Genomic DNA, 23,364 nt, shown 5'->3' with positions numbered 1-23,364 from the left:
TGATTCGTTCTGTTAATAAAATGATGTTCGTGTTAACGTGTTATGAAAGTGTTGGTTTTGTTTGTAAATAGCTTTTCATATTGTCCTAAGGTGCAAAACCTGGACGATGCCCCAGACCCGGGTGAGGGAAAGAGCTTCAGTGACTCTATCCTGGCATTTATTCAGGTGGAAAAAGACGATGAGGATAAGGACTTGTTGAGTCGGGAGAAAAAGCTGGTGAATCACTTAAAATGGACGGCTAGAAAAAATGACACCAAACGCGTGGTTTTGCATTCATTTGCTCATCTGTCCGAAAGTAAGGCGTCAAGCGGTTTTACAAAAGATTTATTTGATGCAGCCCAAAAAAGACTGGAAAATTCGGATTTTGAAGTGGCCCAAACGCCGTTTGGGTATTTTTTGGATTTAAAGATTGACGCTCCGGGCAGCTCGCTCGCTCGTATTTGGGCCAGTTTATAGTTTAATATATGGTTGAGATCAAGTAAATATGCCAACACATATCAAAGGTTGGCAATATGCAATGCGTCATAAACGTGAAGTTATTATAAATAAATATAGTGATTGCCTTACCGCGGAAGAACTTATGTATGAGGCCCGGAAGATGGAGGAATTGATTCAGCCTCAATTTGTGGAAATTGGATATATGTACAAAGCACGATGGCAACACATTGGTGAGGTGTTTGTGAGTTTAGGTATGCTAGATCAGGACTTTAGTCTTGAGGGTTTTATGTATTCGGATTATCTAAAGGAGCGTGCCCAGAATCAAACTAAACTGATTTTCATTTTTTCTATTGTCATGACTTTGCTTTTAGGCAACTTGTGATTGGTGTTTGTTTTCAACCCGCAATATGCATTAGAAATTCTATTACACATTGAAATTACTTTAAAACAAGGCACTTCGTTGCATCACTTCAACTCACCAGAACGATGATATGCTTCGTTTCAGTAATGCCTTGTTTTATTGTACTTGCAATGCTCATGACGAACCTCCAATACATAATCCCGGTACAACGGGAGACTGCGGCGGGAGGAGATAAAGCAAACCAAGGCCATTCGGTTCTCGAACCAACATTTTGCCGACATGGGAGGAACCGGCCTGGGACTGTCGATCGCAAAAACTATGGTGGAATTATTGGGTGGTCAAATTAGATTAAAAAGTGAGTTGAATGTTGGAACGCAATTTACTTTTACACATCCGATTTGATATTCCTTGCTGAACAAGATAGGTTATATGCTTCACAATTCATCAATTTGCGATAGCTGATCATCTGAAAGCTTTCTTTCGTCATTCATCAGATGAGTGATGAAGGTCATTTTTGCCGCGTTTTCCAAAACTTCAATTCTGTTAAAGGCTTTAATCATTTTGGAACCGATAGCAGTGATACCGTGATTTTCCATGATTAAAACTTTATTTTCGGCAAAGGTGTCACTTACATTTTTGGCAAGTTCCTCAGAGCCCACCAAACCATACGGAGCCACAACGGGTTCTTTAATAATCATTCGTGATTCGGCAATAAGGTGCGCATTGATTGGGATGTCCATGGCAGAAAATGCTGATGCAAATATAGTGTGGCAATGCACAATGGCGTTGACGGTGGGATGATCCTTGTATATTTGAAGGTGCATTGTGGTTTCGAGGCTGGGTTTAAGATGTGGGGTCAGGTTGATACCGCTAAAATCAATAATAGCCACCTGGCTGCCTTCAAGCTCCCCTTTGTCAATGCCTGTTGCGGTAATAATAACATGCTCACCTAATCGTTTGCTGATATTTCCGCCTAAGCTGGTGGTAAGGTTTTTATTATACAATCGTCGCATAAATCGAGCTACCTCATTGCGCTCTTCTATATAAAGGTCTTTAGTTTCCATAGCCATCTGTATGTTGCGATTAAAGCTAATGGAAATCTATTTATTTTAAAAGAAATATTTAAAAAAGAACGAGGCGAATATTCCTGTTGGAAACATCTCCCCGTCTTTTTTTTAAATAAATAAGTGCCTGCAATATAACTCGTTGGTTACAAAACCTTCGTTAAGGAGCGGTCAAAGAGAAGGTCTGTGAAGCCAGAAAAAACGGTCATACGGCTGCGGGATGTGCAAACGCGTATTTTACGTTTATTGGCAACTGCTACATAAAAAGATCGTTATCTCGATTCGAAGTCCTTGCAGGCAGCCAATATGCCATCAAACAATTCTTGCGCATCAGATGCAGCCATGGCTGAAAAGGCGACCCGCAATATATTGTTGAGGTTGATAACTCCGATGCTGTATTTTTTTATCAAAATTTCCCTGATCGCTTCACCATCCAGCCCTTCCTTTAGTTTGACGCACATAAAATACCCTGAATTATATGGAAGAGGAGTAAAGTACTCGCCATATTTGTCATCAGTTAACACATCTTTAATGGCCTGATATCGGGTTTTCATGAGTACAAACTTCGAGTGTTTCTGTTCTGGGTAATCAGGCGACTCGAAAGCGTGTAACAACAAGGACTGACTTAGGTTTGATGAATTGGATATGTTTCCGCGAACTGCGCCAGCTGTTTTCATTTCAAGTGCATGATACAAATCTGCATCTGCTCCCTTAATTCCATAGGTGATAAATCCTACGCGAAAACCCCATACATAATCTTCCTTCGTTGCCCCGTCTATCTTTACTGCCAACACATTTTCGTGTAAATCGGCCAAGTTGGCGAAAATGGATTCTTTGGCAATTCCTTCTTCAAACACAAGGCCAAAATATGCATCGTCTATAATTACCACAATCTTCTTTCCCGTTTCGGCGGCTTCTTTTATGGTTGCAGTAATGGCATCCATTTCTTCGTTGGTAGGGGTATATCCGGTCGGATTATTAGGGAAGTTAAGTATCACTATCTTTTTCTCGCCTCCCGACATCAAACTAACCTTTAAAGCTTCGGTGTCAAATCCCCCGTCTTTAAACAAATTAAACTTGTTAAACTTTACGCCATAGGCATTTATCAGTGCTAAATTGTAGTTGCCCCAAAATAAGTCGGGCACAATAATTTCCTGATCTTCGTCCATGAACAGGTAGCCGGCCATACTAAGGCCATGTGTAAGGGCGCTGGTTACTATGGGCAGGCTCAGTTCTTTACCTTTAAGTTTACTGTTTTTCTCGTATATCATTTCTTTCCACTTGCTTCTTAAATCGGGACGGCCGAAACTGGGCGCATAGGGAAAGGACAGTGATGGATCCAAATCTATCTTTGAGGCAATCGATTCTAATCGCATTGGCGTTCCATCGTCTTCAATGGCGGCTCCAATGGTGGCATTTATCTTGGTGCCCTTCGCTTCTGCAGTCTGACCTAAAATCCCTTTTTTGGGGAAAAAAATATTTTTCCCTTTTTCGGATAATAATTCAAAAACAACAGGATTTTTTGAAATAATAACCTCGTTTAATTCTTGTGCTTGCGGATTCATCGTTACAATTACGTTTTGTGTGAATATTTTTTTGCGTACAATAATTGGTGCGTATTGCAAATTTGCTAAAAAAAGAGCAGTTTATTAACAAATTATTATGGGAAAGGTTGAAAAAAGATAAATTATTGTGGGAGCGAAGCTGGCATTACATATTCCAATGTGCTTTGGCAATCTTTTTAATGGATTCGGCCCCAACGGCATCCCAGTCGATATTTTCTCTGCTAACAAATCTTATATCCGAGATATCATCCTTGATATGCATTTGATCCCACCCTTGCACCTTACACCTGAAAGCCAGGTCGCAAGTGTAAACGGAATAACCCGAAAAAACATATTCGTTGGGAAAAGATGTTAAGTATTCCAACTCAGTTACGGTTAGGTTTAATTCTTCTTTTATTTCCCTTGTCAAAGCATGTTCAACGGATTCATTAGGGTCGACAAAACCGCCCGGCAAGTCCAGCATACCTTTGTTGGGGTCGAATGCCCTTACTGTTAAAAGTAGTTCGCCCTTCTCATTTTCGATCAGAGCAGCGACAGCGGCCGCTCCATTAATAAAAAAATGAAAACTACAGTTGCCACATAAGAAAGAGCGTTCGCCTTCAAAGTGAAACTTTTCAGAACCGCACTTGGGGCAGAATTTTAGTACCTTTTCGGGTTTTGTCATCGATTGGGTTTAATGGTCAATAGTGCATCAGTCAGTGGTAGTATTACAACCCTGACCGAGGACCATTGACGAATCACTAATATATTACCCCCACAAATTAGAGGGATACACGCCTTTATCAATTAAAGCTTGTAAGCTTTGCTGTACAATTGGTTTGTCTTCTTGATAAGTAACACCAAACCATTTGGCATCGCTGGACAATACCTTGGTTGTAGCCCTTCCGGCTTTAATCATTTTATCCACCAATGCATTAAAATAGAATTCTGATTTCATTTCAGTTCCTTTTTCCTCAAGGAAAGCCAAAAAGCCTTCTTCTAATGCGGAGAAGAAGGAGTTTTTAAATGCCCAGAAATTCATGGACACAGGTTCTTTACCGGTTAGCTCGGTTGTTTCTTCGCCTTCGTAAAAGACCACTTTACCGTCAAGATATCCAATTTTAGTACGCTCCACTATGTTCGCTAAGTTATTGTTCGTATCTGTTTCGCAAACACCACGCGATACCGTACCGTATTCGGATAAAGTATTATCCAGATAATAGCCTACCATTGCGTATTCGGTGTCGCTCGTGCTCGTTTCCACAAAGTCCACCACCGTTTGGTAAGCCTCACGTCCATAAAAATCGTCGGCATTAATAATGGCAAAAGGTCCCTGAATAGCTTCTTTGGCCATCAGCATGGCATGTCCTGTACCCCATGGTTTCTCTCTTCCTTCGGGTACAGAAAAACCTTCAGGTAATATATCTAGCTCCTGATACACATAATCAACCTCTATTTTCCCCGCCAACATAGGGTCGAACCTTTCTTTAAACTGATCGGCAAAAGAATGACGAATCACAAATACAACTTTTTTAAATCCAGCCTGAATAGCATCGTAAACAGAATAGTCTATAATTGATTCTCCGTTGGGGCCTAAGGTGTCCAATTGTTTTAATCCTCCATAGCGACTGCCCATTCCGGCTGCCAGTACTAAAAGTGTAGGTTTCATATTATTTAGCGTTTTGTATAAAATTCATTCAAAGGTAAAAACCTTGCTGTAAAGTAGGGGGAGATTATCTATAAATTAATTGTTTTCTTTGAAATCATTTATTAAGCCCTCGTACATCCAGTTAGCCAGCGCTTGTCTGTTGTTTTGTATGATGAATCGTTGCTGGTCGCGGTAGTTTCGAATGTTGCCCAATTCAACAAATACTGCTGTTGGGTATGTTTTTCGCAAAAGGTATAAATTACGGCTGTTTACCACACCGGAATACCCTCTCGACGGCTGATGTTTGTTATACTTTTCGTCAAATACCTTTAATATGGATTGAGCGGTGGCTTTACCTGATTTGCTTTTAGGTGCATGGTAAAAAAACACATCAATTTCTTTTCCCTTGCTTCTTGAATCTACATGGATAACCACACACCTTTGGTATGAGGGCTTGTTTTGGATATACAATTTGTTTACGGCATCGGTACGTTGTTGTAAGCGGTTGATCTGTTTTAAGGGGATAGCTTCCCCCAAACATGTTTCATCTTTGTCGGATTCAAGATAAGAGTCGTCTCGGATGCCATCGTTTTTATCTTCTATTATCATATGCACCGTTGCCCCGTTTTCCTGCAACTTTTTTGCTAGTCGTAATGTGATATCGTAAGCATACTCATCTTCTGACAAGGTTTTACTGCCATATTTTCCTAGTGCGCCGGGGTCTGGGCCTCCATGTCCGCTAACCAAATGAAAAACCGCACCCTTTAGCGCATCAGATTCCAGTTCGAAATTTTCTCTTTCCTTACCATATAAAGGTTCGTAAATCGTAGTGCTTGTTTCTGGAAGTATATACTTTACACCGATTAACAAGGTGTTGTTTTTGCCTAGTTTGGATTTGTTCAGCTCGAGAAATTCCGTCTTTAAATCGTCAGAATTAAGGCTGTTGCGTTTTAAAAAGGCATACAGTCCTTCTCCGTTTTTTGGGGTAGAATATTTTGTTTTAACAGTTTCTTGTGCTTCTGCAGGCAGAAGCACAAACCCTATCAATAAGATCAATAATCTTTTTATCATCTTTAATCTGTTCTGGTAAAAGAAATTTCCTCTTATGTGCAAAAATAATTCTTTTCTTCATTAATAAAAGCTTGTTCTCAGTGACTTTTGAGTTGTAACGTTATTTTATTTAGAATTATTCTAAAAATGTTTGCAAAATAAGTTAAGTGTGCTTAAGTTTGCAACAAAGCAAACTGAAAAAATGAATTCAACGTCTGTCGAGAATTTTTTGAAAAATATCTTCACCTTAAAAAATGATGAAGGGGAAAAGGCCTCCATGACTAATTTGTCGATGCGTTTAGGGATTTCGGGGCCTGCCATAACAGATATGGCCAAAAAATTATCGGCAAAAGGACTGGTTAACTATGAGCCTTACAAAGAGCTTGAGTTAACTCCTCAGGGATTAAACTTTGCGATAAAGGTGATTCGCCGCCATCGGATTTGGGAAATGTTTTTGCACCAGGTTTTAAAAATGGATTTGGATGAAGTGCATATGGAGGCTGATATGTTGGAACATCAAACTTCGGATAGGTTGCTGGCAAAAATGGATGACTATCTGGGAAAACCGAAGTTTGATCCGCACGGGGACCCTATTCCCGGCACGGATGGATCCATACAAAGGCATAAAAACGCTATTAAAATGAATGAATGCGAAGAAGGTGAACAATATAAGATTGTTCGTTTAATTTATGCCGACGAAGAAGTACAGCAGATGTTCAAGCATTATAAGGTTGAAACAGGAAAAAGCTTTAAGGTAGTGAAAATGTTTGCTTTGGATAACTCGATGGAAATAGAATTTGATGGAAGAAAGGTGCATTTGTCACCGGTTCTTCAAAAAAAAATTTATTGTAAGTACTTGGATGCGTAATAAATAAATGATTGAAAATATAAAAACATTGTAAATAATTATTTTTGAAACAAATAAGATGGAAAATATAGCATTCCCACAAATTTTAATGGCGTTTGGCCTAACCCTGTTTGCGGGGCTGGCCACTGGAATTGGCAGTGCCATGGCATTTTTCGCCAAAAGAACCAATACTAAGTTTTTATCGCTGGCCTTGGGATTTTCGGCAGGGGTAATGATCTATGTTTCATTTGTCGAGATATTTTTTAAGGCCAAGGACAGTTTGACTGAATCCTACGGCGTGGTTTCAGGAACATGGGCAACCGTGATATCGTTTTTTGGGGGGATTGCATTGATAGCAATCATTGACAAAATGATCCCTTCGGCAGAAAACCCGCACGAAATGGAAAAGATTGAGGATATGACCGAAGAAAAACGGAGAAAAAGCACCCACCTGATGCGTATGGGAGTTTTTACGGCACTGGCCATTGCAATTCATAACTTTCCGGAGGGCTTGGCTACTTTTACGGCGGCATTAACCGATCCGAATCTGGGTATCGCCATTGCCGTGGCCATAGCCATCCATAATATACCGGAAGGGATTGCGGTTTCAGTACCTATTTACTATGCTACAGGAAGCAAGCGTAGAGCTTTCCGGTTAAGTTTCCTTTCGGGTTTAGCTGAGCCGGTTGGCGCCTTGGTGGGTTACCTTATCTTAATGCCATTTCTATCACCAACCTTGTTTGGGATTATATTTGCCGGAGTAGCAGGAATTATGGTTTTTATTAGCTTGGACGAACTATTGCCGGCAGCCCAAAAATACGGGGAACACCATTTGTCAATTTACGGGCTGGTTACCGGTATGGCCATTATGGCCTTAAGTTTATTGATGTTTTTGTAAAGCAAAGACTGATTTGCGGAAAACGAATGTAGGATAGATGAAGAAACGCGGCAAATTAATGTGTTTGTCAGTTTATTTATCAACATTAAAAAAGTCAAATGAAATGAGAATAATAATATTGATTTTAACTGGGTTGATATTGGTGGCGAATAACTACGCCCAACATACCGATGCCAATATATTTGGGGATGTTCAAAGTAAAGGAGAGCATCTTCCTTTTGTAAGTATATATGTTAAAGGGACCAACAAGGGGACAGCCACCGATATGTCGGGACATTATATGCTGATAGATTTGAAACCGGGAAAGCATATCATTGTAGCCAACAGTGTGGGGTATAAGCCTGTTGAAAAAGAAGTGGTTGTGAAAGCAGGTCAAAGTATCGAGATCAATTTTGTGTTGGAAGAACAAATAATGGCCATAGATGATGTGGTGATCACAGGAACAAAAACGTTCAAGCGCAGGACTGAATCGCCTGTAATAGTAAACGTGATGGAAGGGAAAACACTGGAGTTGGTACAGGCCAATACTTTATCGGAAGGCTTGGTGTTTCAACCGGGAATACGATTGGAGACGGATTGTCAGACTTGTAATTACACCCAATTGCGTATGAATGGCTTAGGAGGAGGGTATTCTCAGATATTAATTAACAGTCGCCCGGTGTTCAGTCCGTTGACCGGATTATACGGTTTGGAGCAGATTCCCGCCAACATGATTGAGCGTATCGAGGTAGTAAGGGGAGGCGCGTCTGCTTTGTATGGCGCAGGTGCAATTGGCGGAACCGTAAATGTGATTACGCGTCCTCCGGATAGAAACGCATACGCTGTAAATACAAATACGGCAATAATCAATGGCGAATCAAATGATTTTATGGCAAATGTTAATGTGAGCGCGGTTTCAGATAGAAGAAATTCAGGATTGAGTTTGTTTGCCTCGCACCGAAAACGGGATTCTTACGATCATAATGGGGACGGTTATAGTGAGATGGCACAGCTTAAAAATAATTCGTTTGGGGTAAATGCTTTTCTTTTACCGGCTCCCAATCATAAAATTGAATTTAACCTGTCGTCAATGTACGAATATAGATACGGTGGTAATAAAGAAGATGGGCCGGCATATCTGGCCGACCAAAGTGAGGAACGAGTACATAATGTGTTGATGGGAGGGGTTGATTATAGTGTAAATTTTAATGAAAATTTATCGTCATTTGCCGCTTACCTGGCCTTGCAGCGAACAGATCGAGACCATTATACGGGTATTGTGCCTGATGTGGGCGAATTAAGTGGCAGTGGTGAGGATCTTTACGAAAAGCACATTAAAGAACCGCCTTATGGCGTTACCGATAATCAAACGTATATTGGTGGCATTCAGCTTAACCACATGTTATCTGATTTTATCTCAGGAAAAAATAATTTGACTTTTGGTTTAGAGTACAATTACGATATGGTGGATGATGAAATTTTAGCATATCAATATATTATCGATCAAACCACTAAAAATTTCGGTACCTTTTTACAAAGTGACTGGGCAATAAACCGAAAATTGACCCTGTTGACGGGCGTGAGGGCCGACAAACATAATATGGTGGATGAATTGATTCTCAGCCCTAGGGTATCTTTATTGTATAAGTTGTCGAATTGGCAATTCAGAACGGGTTGGTCTACCGGATTTAGGCCGCCACAAGCGTTTGATGCCGATATGCATATAGCATTTGCCGGCGGTGGAATTCAGAAAGTGCAATTGGCCGCGGATTTAAAAGAGGAACGTTCAAAAAGTTGGAGTGCATCCATTAATTACGATTATCCTCATAAGCATTTTATTTTTGGTTTTACCTTGGAAGGCTTCTATACAAATTTAAATAATGCTTTTATACTTGAAGAAATGGGCGTTGATGAAGATGGTAATTCTATTCTCGAAAAAAGGAACGGTGACGGATCAACGGTTAAGGGCGGTACTGTTGAGGTAAGAGGAAATTATAACAGAAAAGTGCAGTTGGAAGCCGGAGCAACCATTCAAACCAGTCGCTTTGATGAGGCAGTTGAATGGTCGGAGGAATTGTCGGGAGAAAAAGATTATTTGCGAACGCCTCAAGAATACGGATATTATACCCTTACATACACTCCCCGGTCTGGGTTTAAGGCTGCTCTATCAGGAGTATATACTGGCTCCATGTTGATTCCGCATTTTGGAGTGCCTGATGATCCGGGAACGCCTGAGCAGGATGCGCTTATCACATCGTCATCCTTTTTGGAGAATAACCTAAAGCTGTCGTACCAGTATGATTGGTTTGAAAAAGGTATGAGTATAGAGCTATTCACAGGGGTACAGAATATTTTTAATGAATACCAGGATGATTTTGATACCGGTAAAAACAGGGATAGTGGTTATATATATGGGCCATCCCGTCCGCGAACGGTTTTTATAGGCTTAAAACTATCCAGTTTGTAGTAATGATATAATTCATAATATATACCACGATACTTTTGTACCTTGTATCGTTTTTTTAATTAATTTATAATATGGAAGGATTAAAAACTTATATAAGCGAAAACAAAAATCGTTTTCTTGCAGAATTGTTCGAATTGCTTCGAATCCCATCAATTAGTAGTATAGAGTCGCACAAACCGGATATGTACAGGGCGGCAGAATTGTGGAAGAAAATACTACTGGATGCCGGTGCCGATAAGGCTGAAATTTTCGAGACGGAAGGCAATCCAATTACCTACGGAGAGAAGCTCATTGATCCGAAATTGCCAACGATAATGGTGTATGCACATATGGATGTGATGCCAGTAGATCCCATAGAACTATGGGATACCGATCCGTTTGAGCCTACCGTAAAAGACGGAAATATATACGCTCGAGGTGCCGACGATGATAAGGGACAGAGCTTTATGCATGCCAAAGCATTCGAGTATATGGTAAAGACCAACCAATTACCTTGTAATGTTAAATTCCTGATTGAAGGGGAAGAGGAAGTCGGGTCTGTTAACCTGCCTAAATTTTGCATGGAGCACAAAGAGATGCTCAAGGCCGATGTGATTCTGGTTTCCGATACTTCTATGATTTCACCAGGTATTCCTTCCATTACTACCGGACTTAGGGGTTTGGCCTATTGGGAGGTAGAGGTGACCGGACCGAATCGCGACTTACATTCGGGATTATTTGGCGGTGCCGTCGCCAACCCAATTAACGTGCTCGCTAAATTGATCGCGCAAATGACGGATGAGGAAGGTAAAATTACCATACCAGGATTTTATGATGATGTGATTGAGGTTACGCCCGAAGAACGCAAAAAGATGGCGCAAGCACCCTTTGATGAAGAAAATTATAAGGGAGCTGTGGGCGTAAAAGAGTTAAGTGGGGAAAAAGGTTACTCAACCAATGAGCGAACCGGTATTCGTCCTTCTTTTGATGTATGTGGCATTTGGGGTGGATATACGGGCGAAGGAGCTAAAACCGTATTGCCATCCAAGGCATATGCAAAGATTTCTACCAGGCTGGTTCCTAACCAGGATCATCATAAAATAGCGGAGCTATTTAAAAACCACTTTGAATCCATTGCCCCGGAAAGTGTTAAAGTGGAGGTGAAAAGCTTACATGGTGGTCAGGGTTATGTTTGTCCGATCGATATGCCGGAATACCAGGCTGCCGAGCAAGCATATGAAAAAGTATTTAGTCGCAAGCCGGTGCCTGTGCGAAGTGGCGGCTCAATTCCTATAATATCTACGTTTGAAGACATCCTGGGTGTTAAATCCATCTTAATGGGCTTTGGCTTGGAATCGGATGCCATTCATTCGCCTAACGAAAATTATCCGTTGGAGCAGTTCTTTACAGGGATTGAGGCCATTCCATATTTCTACGAATATTATGCAGCATTAAGGAAGTAAAGTATATTGTATGTATTATTTGAGGTGCCGACAAGTTTTGTCGGCATTTTTTTTCTCTCCATATTGAAAACAAGGAAGAAGTGCCTTGTTGATGGGGAATGGGTGAATTAGAAAATTTAATCCCTTAGTACGTATAATACATGATGTTTCATGAAATGAATGTTCAGGAGGATTAACCGGTAAATAGAGAAGTCCCAATTTAGAAGACTAATATTGGATTAGGCTCTTAATCGCTATCGAAAGGGGTATTTGTTCGTGAATAATTAGGATTAGTTCCAATCGAGAGAGTGTTTAAATCTTGAAGAAATCTCATTTATGCTTTTAATTTTTTAGAAGGATTCTTTTTATTTGCTTGTAAGATAAAATAATTAGATTGGCTTTTTTGTAGATAAAAAGAAGATTATTCTACCCTTTGAATCGGACTTTTGCCTGTGTATGCAAAAGTTTTTTTATTTTTTTAGGATATTGATTTTACAATCACTTTTCTTCACTTTTAAATTGATAGCAATCTGGGGTATTTACTTTCGATTTGTTTTTGGACTGTTCGGGATTAAGTTTAAGATTGAGGATAAAATAAAAAATGGCACCTGTATTTAGAAAAATATTGCTGTGGATGGATAGAAAATAGGGTATTTGTTTCGTAAAAGTAAATATTAGTGAAAAAAATCATGTTTATTAGAGGTTTTAATTTAGAATTATATATTTTTGCTACGCTAACTCGAAGAAAAATTTAATTTTTAATACAATTATGGCAACATTAAGATTTCAAGCATTAAACGAGTTGCTTTCCAGAGCACCGAAAGAAGTAACGTTACCATCAAATAAGGTAACTGATTATTACGGCGAACAAGTTTTTAATAACGAGTCAATGAGAAAGTATCTTTCAAAGGATTCTTTCGCTGCCGTGCAAGCTGCAAACGTAAAAGGTGGTACAATCGACCGAAAAATGGCTGACGGTATTGCATCAGGAATGAAAGCCTGGGCCATCGAAAAAGGTGCAACTCACTACACGCACTGGTTTCAACCATTGACGGATGGAACTGCTGAAAAGCATGATGGTTTTATCGACTATGGAGACGATGGTAGCATTATCGAAAACTTTTCGGGTAAATTATTAGCGCAACAGGAACCTGACGCTTCTTCTTTCCCATCGGGAGGTATTCGCCAAACTTTTGAAGCACGTGGTTATACCGCCTGGGATACTTCTTCTCCGGCTTTTATTGTAGGAACTACACTTTGTATTCCAACCGTATTTATTTCATATACAGGAGAGGCTTTAGATTATAAAACGCCTTTGTTGAAATCGTTAGCTGCAGTTGACGAGGCGGCTACAGCTGTATGTCAGTATTTCGATAAAAATGTTACCAAAGTACATACCAACATGGGTTGGGAGCAAGAGTATTTCTTAATTGATGAGGCGCTTTATCAAGCACGTCCTGACCTGGCATTGACTGGTCGTACATTAATGGGGCACTCTTCTTCAAAAGATCAGCAGTTAGATGACCACTACTTTGGTTCTATTCCTGAGCGTGTTGGTAGCTTTATGGTTGATCTTGAGTGTGAGGCACATAAATTAGGTATGCCTATTAAAACCCGTCATAACGAGGTGGCTCCTTCTCAGTTTGAGGTTGCTCCTATTTATGAAGAGGCTAACTTAGGAAATGACCACAACCAGATAATGATGGATTTGATGAAGCGTATTTCACGTCGTCATAAATTCCGCGTGTTGTTCCACGAAAAACCATTTGCCGGAATCAACGGTTCAGGTAAGCACAATAACTGGTCGTTAGGTACAGATACAGGTGTTGTATTGTATGCTCCGGGTAAAAATCCTAAAGGTAACCTACAGTTCTTAACTTTTGTGGTGAACACTTTAATGGCTGTATACAAAAACCAGGATTTATTACGTGCATCTATCCTAACTGCTTCTAACAGCCACCGTTTAGGTGCTAACGAAGCTCCGCCGGCAATTATCTCTGCGTTCTTGGGAACTGAGGTTTCCGCTATGTTAGATAAAATTGTTGCTGAGGTACCGGATCATAAAATGACACCGGATGAAAAGACGGCTCTTAAGTTGGGTATTGGTCGTATTCCTGAGATTATTTTGGATAACACTGACCGTAACCGTACTTCTCCGTTCGCATTTACCGGAAACCGTTTCGAGTTCCGTGCTGTAGGTTCTTCTGCCAATGCAGCTGTGTCTACTACGGTATTAAGTGCAGCAGTAGCTACTCAGTTAAGGGAGTTTAAAGTGGAAGTGGACGGTTTAATTGATACCGGTGTTAAGAAAGACGAAGCGATCTTCCAGGTGCTAAAGAAAATCATTATTGAGTGTGAACCTATCCGTTTTAACGGTGATGGTTATTCTGATGAATGGAAAACAGAAGCGGCAAAACGCGGTTTAACCAACATCACCAGTGTACCTGAGTCATTAAGCAAATACTTAGAAGCTCCTGCTAAAAAAGTATTGGTTGACGGTGGTATCATGAGTGAAAAAGAGTTGGAAGCTCGTGTAGAGGTAGAATTGGAAAAGTTTGTGTACAAGATTCAGATCGAATCTCGCGTACTTGCTGATATAGCCATCAACCACATTGTGCCAACAGCTGTTAATTACCAGACTAAGTTGATTCAAAATGTTCAAGGGTTGAAAGACTTATTCACAGAAGAAGAATTTACGACATTAGCAGGAACACGTTTGGATTTAATTAAAGAAATTTCTCAACATACTTCTGCTATTAAAGCTAAGAGAAAAGAAATGATTGAGGCTCGTAAGGAGTGTAATGTTATGGAGGATGGAATTGATAAAGCACATGCTTACGATCAAAAAGTTCGTCCTTACCTTGATGACATCCGTTACCATATCGACAAATTAGAGTTGATCGTTGACGATGAAATCTGGCCATTGCCTAAATACCGCGAGTTATTATTCAACGTGTAAGTTGTATAAGCGATATATATGAAAGGGTCGGCAGGTTGCCGGCCCTTTTTTATTTGCCAAGTGCCCAGTAAATACCGCCAAAAATATGATTTAAAAACAAATCGTTTTTAAATGCCTCAGGCTTATGTCCTAATGATGTGTAAAACACCCTTCCTCCATCGTAATGGTGATACCAGGAAATAGGATGGTTTGCTCCCATTCCTTTTAATGAAATATTGTCGTATCCGGCTGTAAAATTGTAGCTGTTCTCGTCCACAGATAATACAACACGAATATCATCTTTTAGATTTCGAAAATTATACCATTCATCGCTCCAGAGCCATTTGTTGGATAGATGCATCACTGCAGGAAAGTCCTTTTCCTCGACTTTAACAATTGCTGTTTGAAGTTTTGGGTGGTTGGAGAACACTCCTCCTATCAATCCATCAAACCAAGGCTTATTTTTCTTACGGTAAGAACAGGCATGAATGCCAACGAATCCACCATCATTGTTGATAAAGCTTTTTAACGCTTGAATTTGTATGCTATCAAAACTATCTACATTGGCATTTAAAAATACCAACACATCATAAGCATATAACTTTTCAGCTAATTCTTCTGGCTGAAGTGTCCAATCGAAGTGAAACTGGTGTTTAATTGACATTTTTTGAAAGGTTTCTATAGCAACAGGTATACAATCCGAATGCCACTCATCCTCTTGTGTAAATAGTAATAATTTGAACTGATTTTGTGACATAATAAAAGTTGAAGAATGTACAAATATTAGAACAGTTATCCATTTTAAAGTATTTTTCATGGTTGTAACATTTCAAAGTGAATATATTCCCATGCTAATGCAGCACTGTACAATGGTGGAAAACTATAATCCTCAACTTCGGCAACTAAATATTTGAGGTTGGAAGTATCAGCATTTTTAAGTATCGTTTTAAAGCCAATTTTACCACTTTCTCCGAGCTCCTTATAATCTTTCATATGCCAACTAATAAAACGATCTGGGTACTTAGTGAAATAACCTTCTATATCAGCTCCCCCTGCGTGCATCCAATATAAATCTGCTTGAAAATGTACAAATTCAGGGTTCGTATTTTCTAGAAAATAATCATACACTTTTATCCCATCAATTTCTTTGAATTCATCTGCATGGTTGTGATAAACAAATAGCAACCCACTTTCCTTGCATAATTTTCCTACCGCATTATAATAATCGCAATATCTTTGTAAAACTACTTTTGTTTTTATACTTTTTATTTGATTGTTTGATGTTGAAAGGTAAGAAACGCCCGCCTTTTTATGATCACTAATACATGTGCTCCACCACTCCATTGCTTCGCTCCAATTCTTCTCGTCCGGAAGATTATAGAAAGTCATGGAACCTTTAAATTGCATACCTGCTTGTTCGACTATAGATTTAAAATACTGTGCTTGCATACCATAAAAAGCTCCATTATTATAGACAAAGGTTTCCACAAAATCATATCCCATCCTACCCAACTGTTTCAATGTTCCTATAGCATCTTTCTGCATTTCGTCATGAACCGATACCAACTGAATGCCAATGTGATTGTTTTTCGGATTCTGCTTGATGTATCTTGTTTTCCAAAGGCTGTTATTTTCTGTATCAAGACCCTCAACGATAACATCAGTAAAACTCTGGAAATTGAATATAACCTTCATGGTAGGTTTACCGTTTAAATCAGCATCTTGCATCATCCATCTATTCTCAGATGTAAACTGACCTTTACCAGTAAAAAAATCTCCTATATCATTATGTCCTGCTGCAAATATATCTTGGCTAATACGATCAAAACCGATTAGTTCATGTAGAATGGGATGGTAATCTTCTCCAATTAATCGTAACACCTCTACATTTAAAGAATGATGATTTGTATTAGATGTGTTGATCATCTTAAGTTGCGGATTGGATGCGATAGAATCGGTATTAGGATGTATGGTACTCACCCACTGACCAGCATATTGATGCAAACGATCTTTTTGTGTAGAGATCGTATATTTTTGAGCGAATAATTTGTAGGGTGGAAGAAAGGTAACAGCCCAAATAAAGCTAATCAGTATAAAATAACGCATGGTTTATAATTTATTTTTTCAAACTCTAATACAACAAGCGAAAGCCTAATGGCAAACAAAATTTCCCAAGTAAGAATTACCTTTTTGTTATTCCATTAAAACTTCCACTTATGCTATTTAATTTTCATTACAGACTAGCTGTGCCTACGCAATATATAAATCAACCTTCCCTTGCACACAGCAGACGATGATTGTATTTATTCTCCTGAATATTCAAACCACTCAAAAGCAGCCTGATTACCAGAGTCTCCAAATGCAAACATCCCAAAATAAGCACCAACAAAACCTCCAGCGGTACGTGTGCTCAGAAAAGTTCCGTCCACATTGGCAGCAACAGAAACCCATTCTGCTGTAATCGCGCGATAGTCAAAATCATATGAATTACCACGCGCTGTTATACGCAATTGAATGGAGCCGTCAACATCTTCGTCTGAAATTGCTTTTTCAGCCAGTACTTCTTCTCTTTTAACGAGTCGAACAACATGTTGTCCGTCCGATTTAGAAATAAGTAAGCCATAAAAATGATTTTCATTCTGAAAAATTGTCAGTCCTGCTGCTTCTTCTTGGTTAACCGCTTGAAAATTCAAACTAACCGTTGATGAGCACAAAGAATGTTGCTGTCGGCGTCCGATGAAAGAAGGGTTCCCAGACCCGGTTAATGGCACCGGACGACATTTAATAACTAACTTTCCGTTTTTTAACTCATACCAATTATCCGTAGGAACGCGCAAAAAACTCCAAGTTAACGAAAGGAAATCCTTTTCAAAGTTATCCCGAACCGTAAATGAACCGTTCAAAGGTTTATAACCTTCAGGTGCGTATTCATTCAACATAGGCCTAGGATAAACACGTTTCAATGCTTCATCTTTTTCGCCAATTATTGGCCAGCCTTGTGACCAGTCAACCGGTGCCATGAATGTTTCGCGGCCGGTATTAAAATGATTTTCAACCGTTGGAGCATAAGGCTGACAACCAAGAAAAACAGCCCACCAATTACCATTCGGCAGTTTTACCAGGTCTGCATGTCCTGTACAAGTTATTGGATGGGGACGATCAACCGGAAGTTTGCTTTGTGTTAAAATGGGATTACCTGAAAATGCCTGCCAAGGACCCCAAACGGATTTACTTTTAAATACAACCTGCGAATGATTTTCAGCTGTACCCCCCTCTGCGGCACACAGAAAATAGCTACCCTCTTTTTTATAAATATGAGGACCTTCAATCCATATTGGTTGTTGACTAATATCAGATCCTCCATCAACGATAATTTTTCGTTCTCCAACAAGTTTATTCGCATTCAAATCAAACTGTTGAATCCATATAGCTCGATGACCTTCATATAAAGGTTCATTATTAGGAGCCGGACCATTATTAACAATGTAACAGCTATCGTTATCATCAAAGAAAATAGAAGGATCTATTCCATCAACTTCAGGAAGCCATACGGGATCAGACCAGGGGCCTGAGGGATCCTGTGCCGTCACAAAAAAAATCCCATTTTTCCCAACTAAGGTAGTAATCAGAAAGAACGTTCCTTTATTATACCTAATTGTTGGAGCAAATATTCCTCTTGAGACACCTAATCCATCCAAATCAATTTGGGAGGGACGGTTAAGAACATGTCCGATTTGTTTCCAATTGGTCAGATCACGACTGTGAAAAATCGGAACACCCGGAAAATAACTAAAAGTAGAATTTACCATATAATAATCATCACCGACCCTACAAATGCTAGGGTCGGGATAAAATCCGGGCAATACCGGGTTGTAAATTACTGCTTCAGGATTCTTTTCTGAATTTCCACAGGCCACAATACTGAATACAATCCAGGTAAGGAATATGCATTGAATTAAAGTTCTTTTGCTATTCTCCACCTTCTATCGTTTTAATAGTTCCGTCCGCGTTATATTCCAATTCAACCACTTTCATACTTCGAAGCCAAGTTTTACCTCCGGAAGGGACACAATCGTGATGAAATAAATACCACTTACCCTGAAATTCGGCAATAGAATGGTGAGTAGTCCAACCGACAACCGGAGTTAAGATAACACCTTGGTAGGTAAATGGTCCGTAAGGGTTATCACTCGTTGCATAACACAATAAATGGGTGTTACCAGTAGAATAAGAGAAGTAATACTTGCCATTGTATTTATGCATCCAGGAAGCCTCAAAAAACCTACGATCATGATCTCCTGCTAAAAGAGGGTTACCATCTTTATCTAAAATTTGCAATTGCTTAGGTTCTTCGGCAAATTCCAACATATCATCGCTTAATTTTGCCACTATTGGTTTTAAAGCAGGCTCATCATCAGCAGGTTCAGTACCACATTCAATGGTTTTGTTATTACGGTAACGTTGTAACTGTCCACCCCAAATACCACCAAAATAAATGAAGTATTCTCCATTATCATCTTTAAATACACATGGGTCGATACTGTAGCTGCCACGCATCGGATGGGTAAGTGGAACAAATGGACCTTCAGGCGTATCACTTTCTGCAACTCCAATTTTAAATATGTCATTATGATTTTTGGCAGAGAAGTATAGGTAATATTTTCCATCTTTTTCAGCTACATCTGAATCCCACATTTGACGACTTGCCCATGGTACATCATCCACATCCAATATCACACCATGGTCGGTGATTTCTCCATCAATCGAATCCATAGAGTAAGCATGATAGTCGCGCATATTAAAATGATCCCCGTTGTCATTTTCTGGCACTCCCGACTCAAAATCATGTGATGGATATATGAATAATTTATCATTAAAAACGTGAGCTGAAGGGTCAGCTGTAAATAAATCCTTAACTAAGTACTTTGCTTTTTTCATTTTACTATATTTTAATCAAGGGTTCTCACCCTAATTGGATGTTATGTCCTTGATTTTATTAAAAAATGATTTCTTTCGCTTTGAGCTTATTGTCCAATCCACAGGTACACTTTGAAATCCATGCTCATAGGACTCTCCTTCCATTCTAAAATCGAAATATCCCCAGGATGCATATGCTACAATAGCACTCTTAAAATTATTACTATCCTCTTCGAACATAAAATGATCATCTTCATTAAAAAGGATAGGTTTATTAGTATAAGCCAAACTGTTTTTAACGGCATCAACCATTTCTGTAATTTCCTTTGCGTTATCAACCCCGTTTCCATGGAGCAACACAAAATCTGCTTGGTCAATAATTTCAGACGTTGGTATTTTTCCTCCACTAAAACTTGTGCTTACCAATAAGCCTTTCTCTTGAACGAGCTTAATCAACTCTACTATTCTTTCTGGCTTTAAAATATTATGGTCGTAATAAATATCACACTCATTTGCTATTTCAACAAGAATATTTCTATATCCTTTTTTTATAAGCCAATCTGAAATGTTATTAACTGCATTAACTACAGCTTGTTCATTTTCGAGATGTTCATCCTGACCAAAATAGAAGTATCCTAAAATAACGACCATTCCTAACTGATCGGCCTTATCTAAAATTTTCTGCAAGCGCAGCATATAATCTGGTCGTAACTCTCCTTTGGGATCAAAAGCCGAATTTATCCAACCCTCATTACCATATCCCAATGGGCTACCCCCTTGCATATTTAAGGTAAAAGCCAATAAGCCATGGTCATACCAATCACCCATTGCCATAACAAATTCGTTGGTATTTCTATCCGCATCCCATGTTTTTGTGTCTGGATAAATAAAACCTGATTTTGTGTTGGGGTTAAGGTCATCAAAAATACCTTGTACCATCCTTGCATTCATCAACAATCCTTCAATGGGATAATTGTTCCATTTTACACCTTTGTAAGTTAATTCCCCATTGATATAAAACTGATTATCTTTAATGGAAACCGTAGTACTTTTATTTTTACTGCAGGATATGACCCCAAGAAACACAATCGTGATTAATAAAAAATACTTCCCACTTTTCATTGTTCTACAAGTTTTATCAATTTATTTAATACTGGCTTTGCCTTGTTATTTCTATCGAACAATAAAGGATAATCCGTACGTCCTGATATAGGCCAATAATTACGCCAGGTTTGACTATCGTTTACTCCCCAAAAAGTAATTCTACTAATTTTATCATGATTTCTCAGGTACACCTTAAATAAGTCTACATAATGGTCAGCTAAAGCTTGCTGCATGGAATCTGGCAAAGCAGTGACATATGGATTAAACTCAGGCTTATTTTCGTACGACTGACTAACCTCAGCTGTAAGCTCTTCTGTTGGAAAAGGAAGTACCGATATATCTAATTCTGTAATCATTACTTGAACACCAGTTGAAGAGAAGGCATTTATACTAGCTTCAATGTCAGAAATCAGATCCATATCTAAACCATAATGTGCCTGCATTCCTACACCATCAATCCTAACACCTTTTTCCTGAAGCGATTTAACTAATCGAACAGCTCCTTCTCTTTTTTCAGGTTTATACATGTTATAATCATTATAATATAACTCTGCAGTTGAGTCGGCTTCATGTGCAAATTTAAAGGCTAATTCAATAAAATCAGGTCCTATTATATTGTACCACTTACTTTGACGTAATGTACCATCTTCGTTTAATGCTTCATTCACTACATCCCAACCGTGTACCTTACCTTTGTAACGTCCCACAACCGTTGAAATATGCGTTCTCATTCTTTCAATTAACGTATCTCTTGATACTTCAATTCCTGCATTATCCACAAAAATCCACGCAGGAGCTTGCGAATGCCAAACCAAAGTATGTCCCACAATAAAAGAGTTTGTTTGCTCTCCTTGCTTTATAAGACCATCTGCTTGTTTAAAGTCGAATACGCCCTGCTGTGGTTGAAGCACCTCGCTTTTCATACAGTTTTCGGCCACTATTGAATTAAAATGCGTTCTAACAACTTTTAAGGATGATGTATCTTCACCTAAAACTTGAGCTGTATTTAAGGCTGTTCCTATTAAAAATTTGCCTTCGTAAGCTTTCGAAAGCGTCATTACTTTGTCTTTCGATGTTTTTGCTGGAGAAGAGCATGAGCTTAATCCCAATACTAAGAACCCTGCAAGTATATATGATAATTTTGTCTTTAAATTCATGTGTCTTTATTGGTAAAATTAATTTCTGCGAGATCTTAAATCTTCTTCAATTTTTACTTCCATCTTTTTATTGATCTCATAAAAGAAGAGACAGCCACCTCCCAGCAAAAAAGTGATTGTTGGAAATACACTAACCGAAAGCAGAATGCCTTTTATAGTTTCAGGAGCTTGAATAGTCAATTGCTCGTTATATCCATAGGCCGCAAGAATACCGGCTACTAATGCACCTCCAATACTCAATCCTGCTTTTAAACCGAATATCATAGCTGAAAAGATTATAGCTGTAGCCCTTCTATTGTTTTTCCATTCCGAATAGTCCGCTACATCGGCAATCATAGCCCAAAGCAAAGGAATCGTAATACCGTAGAAAAATCCATGAAGTATTTGCGTTATAAAAACAATGGTAATTTTATTAGCTGGGAAAAATAAAAATGCCAAAACACAAAGCGTAGATATAATTAAGGCTACAATAAACACATCTCGTTTTCCATATTTATCGGCCAATGGTTTTGAGAAACCAATTCCTACAATCATAAAGATAATTCCTCCTGCGTTGAATAAACTAAAAGCAGATGTTACCGGATCATCGGGCCAATCAAAACCCGAAAATGTATATTTTAACGATGCTATTAAATCAACAAAACCAATGTTATTTAAAAATGCTGCAAGTGCTTCTTTATTTAAAAAATTGTCGAAGTAATAAATATACATTCCTCCCTTCAGTGCTAGCGTAATAAAAATAAGAATAGTAAGCACTAACATGGCAATCCAAGGTTTATTCTTAAAGAGATCTCCTAGGTCTTCTTTTAAAGATGACTTCTGATCTTTGGTAGGAACAATTCTTTCTTTAGTCGTTAAAAAAGTGATGATTAAAAAGATGACTCCCACGATGGCAAATACAGTCATTACCTTTTCGAAACCAACAGCTTTATCACCATCTCCAAATATTAAAACTAAGGGTAATAATAAGCCCTGTATCGTAAACTGAGCAACCATCACAGCCACAAAACGATACGAAGAAATGCTATTACGTTCTGCCATATCGCCTGTGATAACACCACTTAACGCGGAATAGGGTAGGTTACTTGCCGAATAAATCATCACTAATAGCACGTAAGTAGACATGGCATATATGATTTTGCCCTGAGGTCCGAAATTAGGTGTACTAAAAGCTAATATAGCCATTGCACCAAAGGGTATGGCTGTCCATAAGATCCATGGTCGAAATTTACCCCAACGTGTATTGGTTCTATCAGCAATGGCTCCCATTATAGGATTGAAGAATGCACCTATCATACCTCCAACAAATATGATGGCAGAGGCACTTGCTGGAGGAATCTTATACACATCGGTGTAAAAGAATGCCAGAAAGGTCATCAATGTCTGAAAAATTAGGTTGGCAGCCAAGTCGCCGAGGCTGTATCCTATTTTTTCGATTACTGATATTTTTTGTGATGGTTTATCGCTCATATTTTGAATAATTTCTTAGAAAATAAGATGTGAATTTCTGACCTTAAGTGAAATCAATACA

General features: G+C 38.9%; 20 protein-coding genes. 8 read left to right on the top strand and 12 right to left on the bottom strand.

The window, feature by feature from the left end; all coding sequences use genetic code 11:
* The first annotated feature begins 42 nt into the window (after positions 1 to 42).
* The 3 genes from ACT29I_RS04070 (at position 43) to ACT29I_RS04060 (ending at position 1,201) form a co-directional block, all read left to right on the top strand.
* A complete protein-coding gene (locus tag ACT29I_RS04070; RefSeq protein WP_430931507.1) occupies positions 43 to 456 on the top strand; it encodes a threonyl-tRNA synthetase editing domain-containing protein in 414 nt (137 codons plus the stop codon).
* A gap of 28 nt (positions 457 to 484) precedes the next feature.
* Entirely contained in the window at positions 485 to 820 is a 336-nt protein-coding gene (locus ACT29I_RS04065) for a hypothetical protein (RefSeq protein WP_430931506.1), read from the top strand.
* Between the two features lie 195 nt (positions 821 to 1,015).
* Positions 1,016 to 1,201: an ATP-binding protein gene (locus ACT29I_RS04060; RefSeq protein WP_430931639.1), complete on the top strand. Its 186-nt coding sequence runs from the start codon at positions 1,016 to 1,018 to the stop codon at positions 1,199 to 1,201.
* Between the two features lie 32 nt (positions 1,202 to 1,233).
* On the opposite strand, the gene ACT29I_RS04055 is transcribed toward ACT29I_RS04060, so the two are convergent.
* The 5 genes from ACT29I_RS04055 to ACT29I_RS04035 all read right to left on the bottom strand — a co-directional run bounded on the left by ACT29I_RS04055 (position 1,234) and on the right by ACT29I_RS04035 (position 6,126).
* Positions 1,234 to 1,863, bottom strand: a complete 630-nt coding sequence (locus ACT29I_RS04055) for a class II aldolase/adducin family protein (RefSeq protein ID WP_430931505.1) — start codon at positions 1,861 to 1,863, stop codon at positions 1,234 to 1,236.
* Positions 1,864 to 2,135: 272 nt separating this feature from the next.
* Positions 2,136 to 3,428 (bottom strand): aminotransferase class I/II-fold pyridoxal phosphate-dependent enzyme, encoded by a 1,293-nt coding sequence (locus tag ACT29I_RS04050; RefSeq protein ID WP_430931504.1) that lies wholly within the window; start codon positions 3,426 to 3,428, stop codon positions 2,136 to 2,138.
* Between the two features lie 145 nt (positions 3,429 to 3,573).
* The gene (locus ACT29I_RS04045; protein ID WP_430931503.1) at positions 3,574 to 4,092 is read right to left on the bottom strand and encodes an NUDIX hydrolase; all 519 of its coding nucleotides are present in this window, start codon (positions 4,090 to 4,092) and stop codon (positions 3,574 to 3,576) included.
* A gap of 84 nt (positions 4,093 to 4,176) precedes the next feature.
* Positions 4,177 to 5,076 carry a nucleotidyltransferase family protein gene (locus ACT29I_RS04040; protein ID WP_430931502.1) on the bottom strand — a complete coding sequence of 300 codons (900 nt, stop codon included), beginning with the start codon at positions 5,074 to 5,076 and terminating at the stop codon, positions 4,177 to 4,179.
* Positions 5,077 to 5,151: 75 nt separating this feature from the next.
* Positions 5,152 to 6,126, bottom strand: coding sequence for an N-acetylmuramoyl-L-alanine amidase family protein (locus tag ACT29I_RS04035; protein WP_430931501.1), 975 nt, complete (start codon positions 6,124 to 6,126; stop codon positions 5,152 to 5,154).
* A 181-nt stretch (positions 6,127 to 6,307) separates the two neighbouring features.
* Between ACT29I_RS04035 and ACT29I_RS04030 the strand changes: the two genes are divergently transcribed.
* The 5 genes from ACT29I_RS04030 (at position 6,308) to ACT29I_RS04010 (ending at position 14,676) form a co-directional block, all read left to right on the top strand.
* Positions 6,308 to 6,973, top strand: coding sequence for a metal-dependent transcriptional regulator (locus tag ACT29I_RS04030; protein WP_444792729.1), 666 nt, complete (start codon positions 6,308 to 6,310; stop codon positions 6,971 to 6,973).
* 58 nt (positions 6,974 to 7,031) lie between these two features.
* Positions 7,032 to 7,850, top strand: a complete 819-nt coding sequence (zupT, locus tag ACT29I_RS04025; RefSeq protein WP_430931499.1) for a zinc transporter ZupT — start codon at positions 7,032 to 7,034, stop codon at positions 7,848 to 7,850.
* A 103-nt stretch (positions 7,851 to 7,953) separates the two neighbouring features.
* Complete coding sequence (locus tag ACT29I_RS04020) at positions 7,954 to 10,296, top strand: TonB-dependent receptor (RefSeq protein ID WP_444792728.1); 2,343 nt, start codon at positions 7,954 to 7,956, stop codon at positions 10,294 to 10,296.
* Between the two features lie 71 nt (positions 10,297 to 10,367).
* Positions 10,368 to 11,738, top strand: coding sequence for a dipeptidase (locus ACT29I_RS04015; RefSeq protein ID WP_430931497.1), 1,371 nt, complete (start codon positions 10,368 to 10,370; stop codon positions 11,736 to 11,738).
* A gap of 748 nt (positions 11,739 to 12,486) precedes the next feature.
* The gene (locus ACT29I_RS04010; protein ID WP_430931496.1) at positions 12,487 to 14,676 is read left to right on the top strand and encodes a glutamine synthetase III family protein; all 2,190 of its coding nucleotides are present in this window, start codon (positions 12,487 to 12,489) and stop codon (positions 14,674 to 14,676) included.
* A gap of 49 nt (positions 14,677 to 14,725) precedes the next feature.
* Here the strand turns inward: ACT29I_RS04010 and ACT29I_RS04005 are convergent, their stop codons facing one another.
* The 7 genes from ACT29I_RS04005 to ACT29I_RS03975 form a co-directional block, all read right to left on the bottom strand.
* The gene (locus tag ACT29I_RS04005) at positions 14,726 to 15,472 is read right to left on the bottom strand and encodes a ThuA domain-containing protein (RefSeq protein WP_430931495.1); all 747 of its coding nucleotides are present in this window, start codon (positions 15,470 to 15,472) and stop codon (positions 14,726 to 14,728) included.
* Entirely contained in the window at positions 15,469 to 16,761 is a 1,293-nt protein-coding gene (locus ACT29I_RS04000) for a sugar phosphate isomerase/epimerase family protein (RefSeq protein ID WP_430931494.1), read from the bottom strand. Before ACT29I_RS04000 ends, ACT29I_RS04005 begins: the two co-directional genes overlap by 4 nt.
* Positions 16,762 to 16,958: 197 nt before the next feature.
* The gene (locus ACT29I_RS03995) at positions 16,959 to 18,635 is read right to left on the bottom strand and encodes a glycoside hydrolase family 43 protein (RefSeq protein ID WP_444792727.1); all 1,677 of its coding nucleotides are present in this window, start codon (positions 18,633 to 18,635) and stop codon (positions 16,959 to 16,961) included.
* Positions 18,625 to 19,593, bottom strand: coding sequence for a glycoside hydrolase family 43 protein (locus ACT29I_RS03990; protein WP_430931492.1), 969 nt, complete (start codon positions 19,591 to 19,593; stop codon positions 18,625 to 18,627). Before ACT29I_RS03990 ends, ACT29I_RS03995 begins: the two co-directional genes overlap by 11 nt.
* Positions 19,594 to 19,623: 30 nt before the next feature.
* Positions 19,624 to 20,694 (bottom strand): hypothetical protein, encoded by a 1,071-nt coding sequence (locus ACT29I_RS03985; protein WP_430931491.1) that lies wholly within the window; start codon positions 20,692 to 20,694, stop codon positions 19,624 to 19,626.
* Complete coding sequence (locus tag ACT29I_RS03980) at positions 20,691 to 21,833, bottom strand: endo-1,4-beta-xylanase (RefSeq protein WP_430931490.1); 1,143 nt, start codon at positions 21,831 to 21,833, stop codon at positions 20,691 to 20,693. Before ACT29I_RS03980 ends, ACT29I_RS03985 begins: the two co-directional genes overlap by 4 nt.
* Positions 21,834 to 21,851: 18 nt before the next feature.
* Positions 21,852 to 23,303: an MFS transporter gene (locus ACT29I_RS03975; RefSeq protein WP_430931489.1), complete on the bottom strand. Its 1,452-nt coding sequence runs from the start codon at positions 23,301 to 23,303 to the stop codon at positions 21,852 to 21,854.
* Positions 23,304 to 23,364: the final 61 nt, after the last annotated feature.

The sequence above is a fragment of the Saccharicrinis sp. GN24d3 genome (genome assembly GCF_052400645.1).
Classification (GTDB): domain Bacteria; phylum Bacteroidota; class Bacteroidia; order Bacteroidales; family Marinilabiliaceae; genus Saccharicrinis.
Note: the sequence above shows the minus strand (reverse complement) of the source record. Positions and strands in the feature narration are given on the sequence as shown.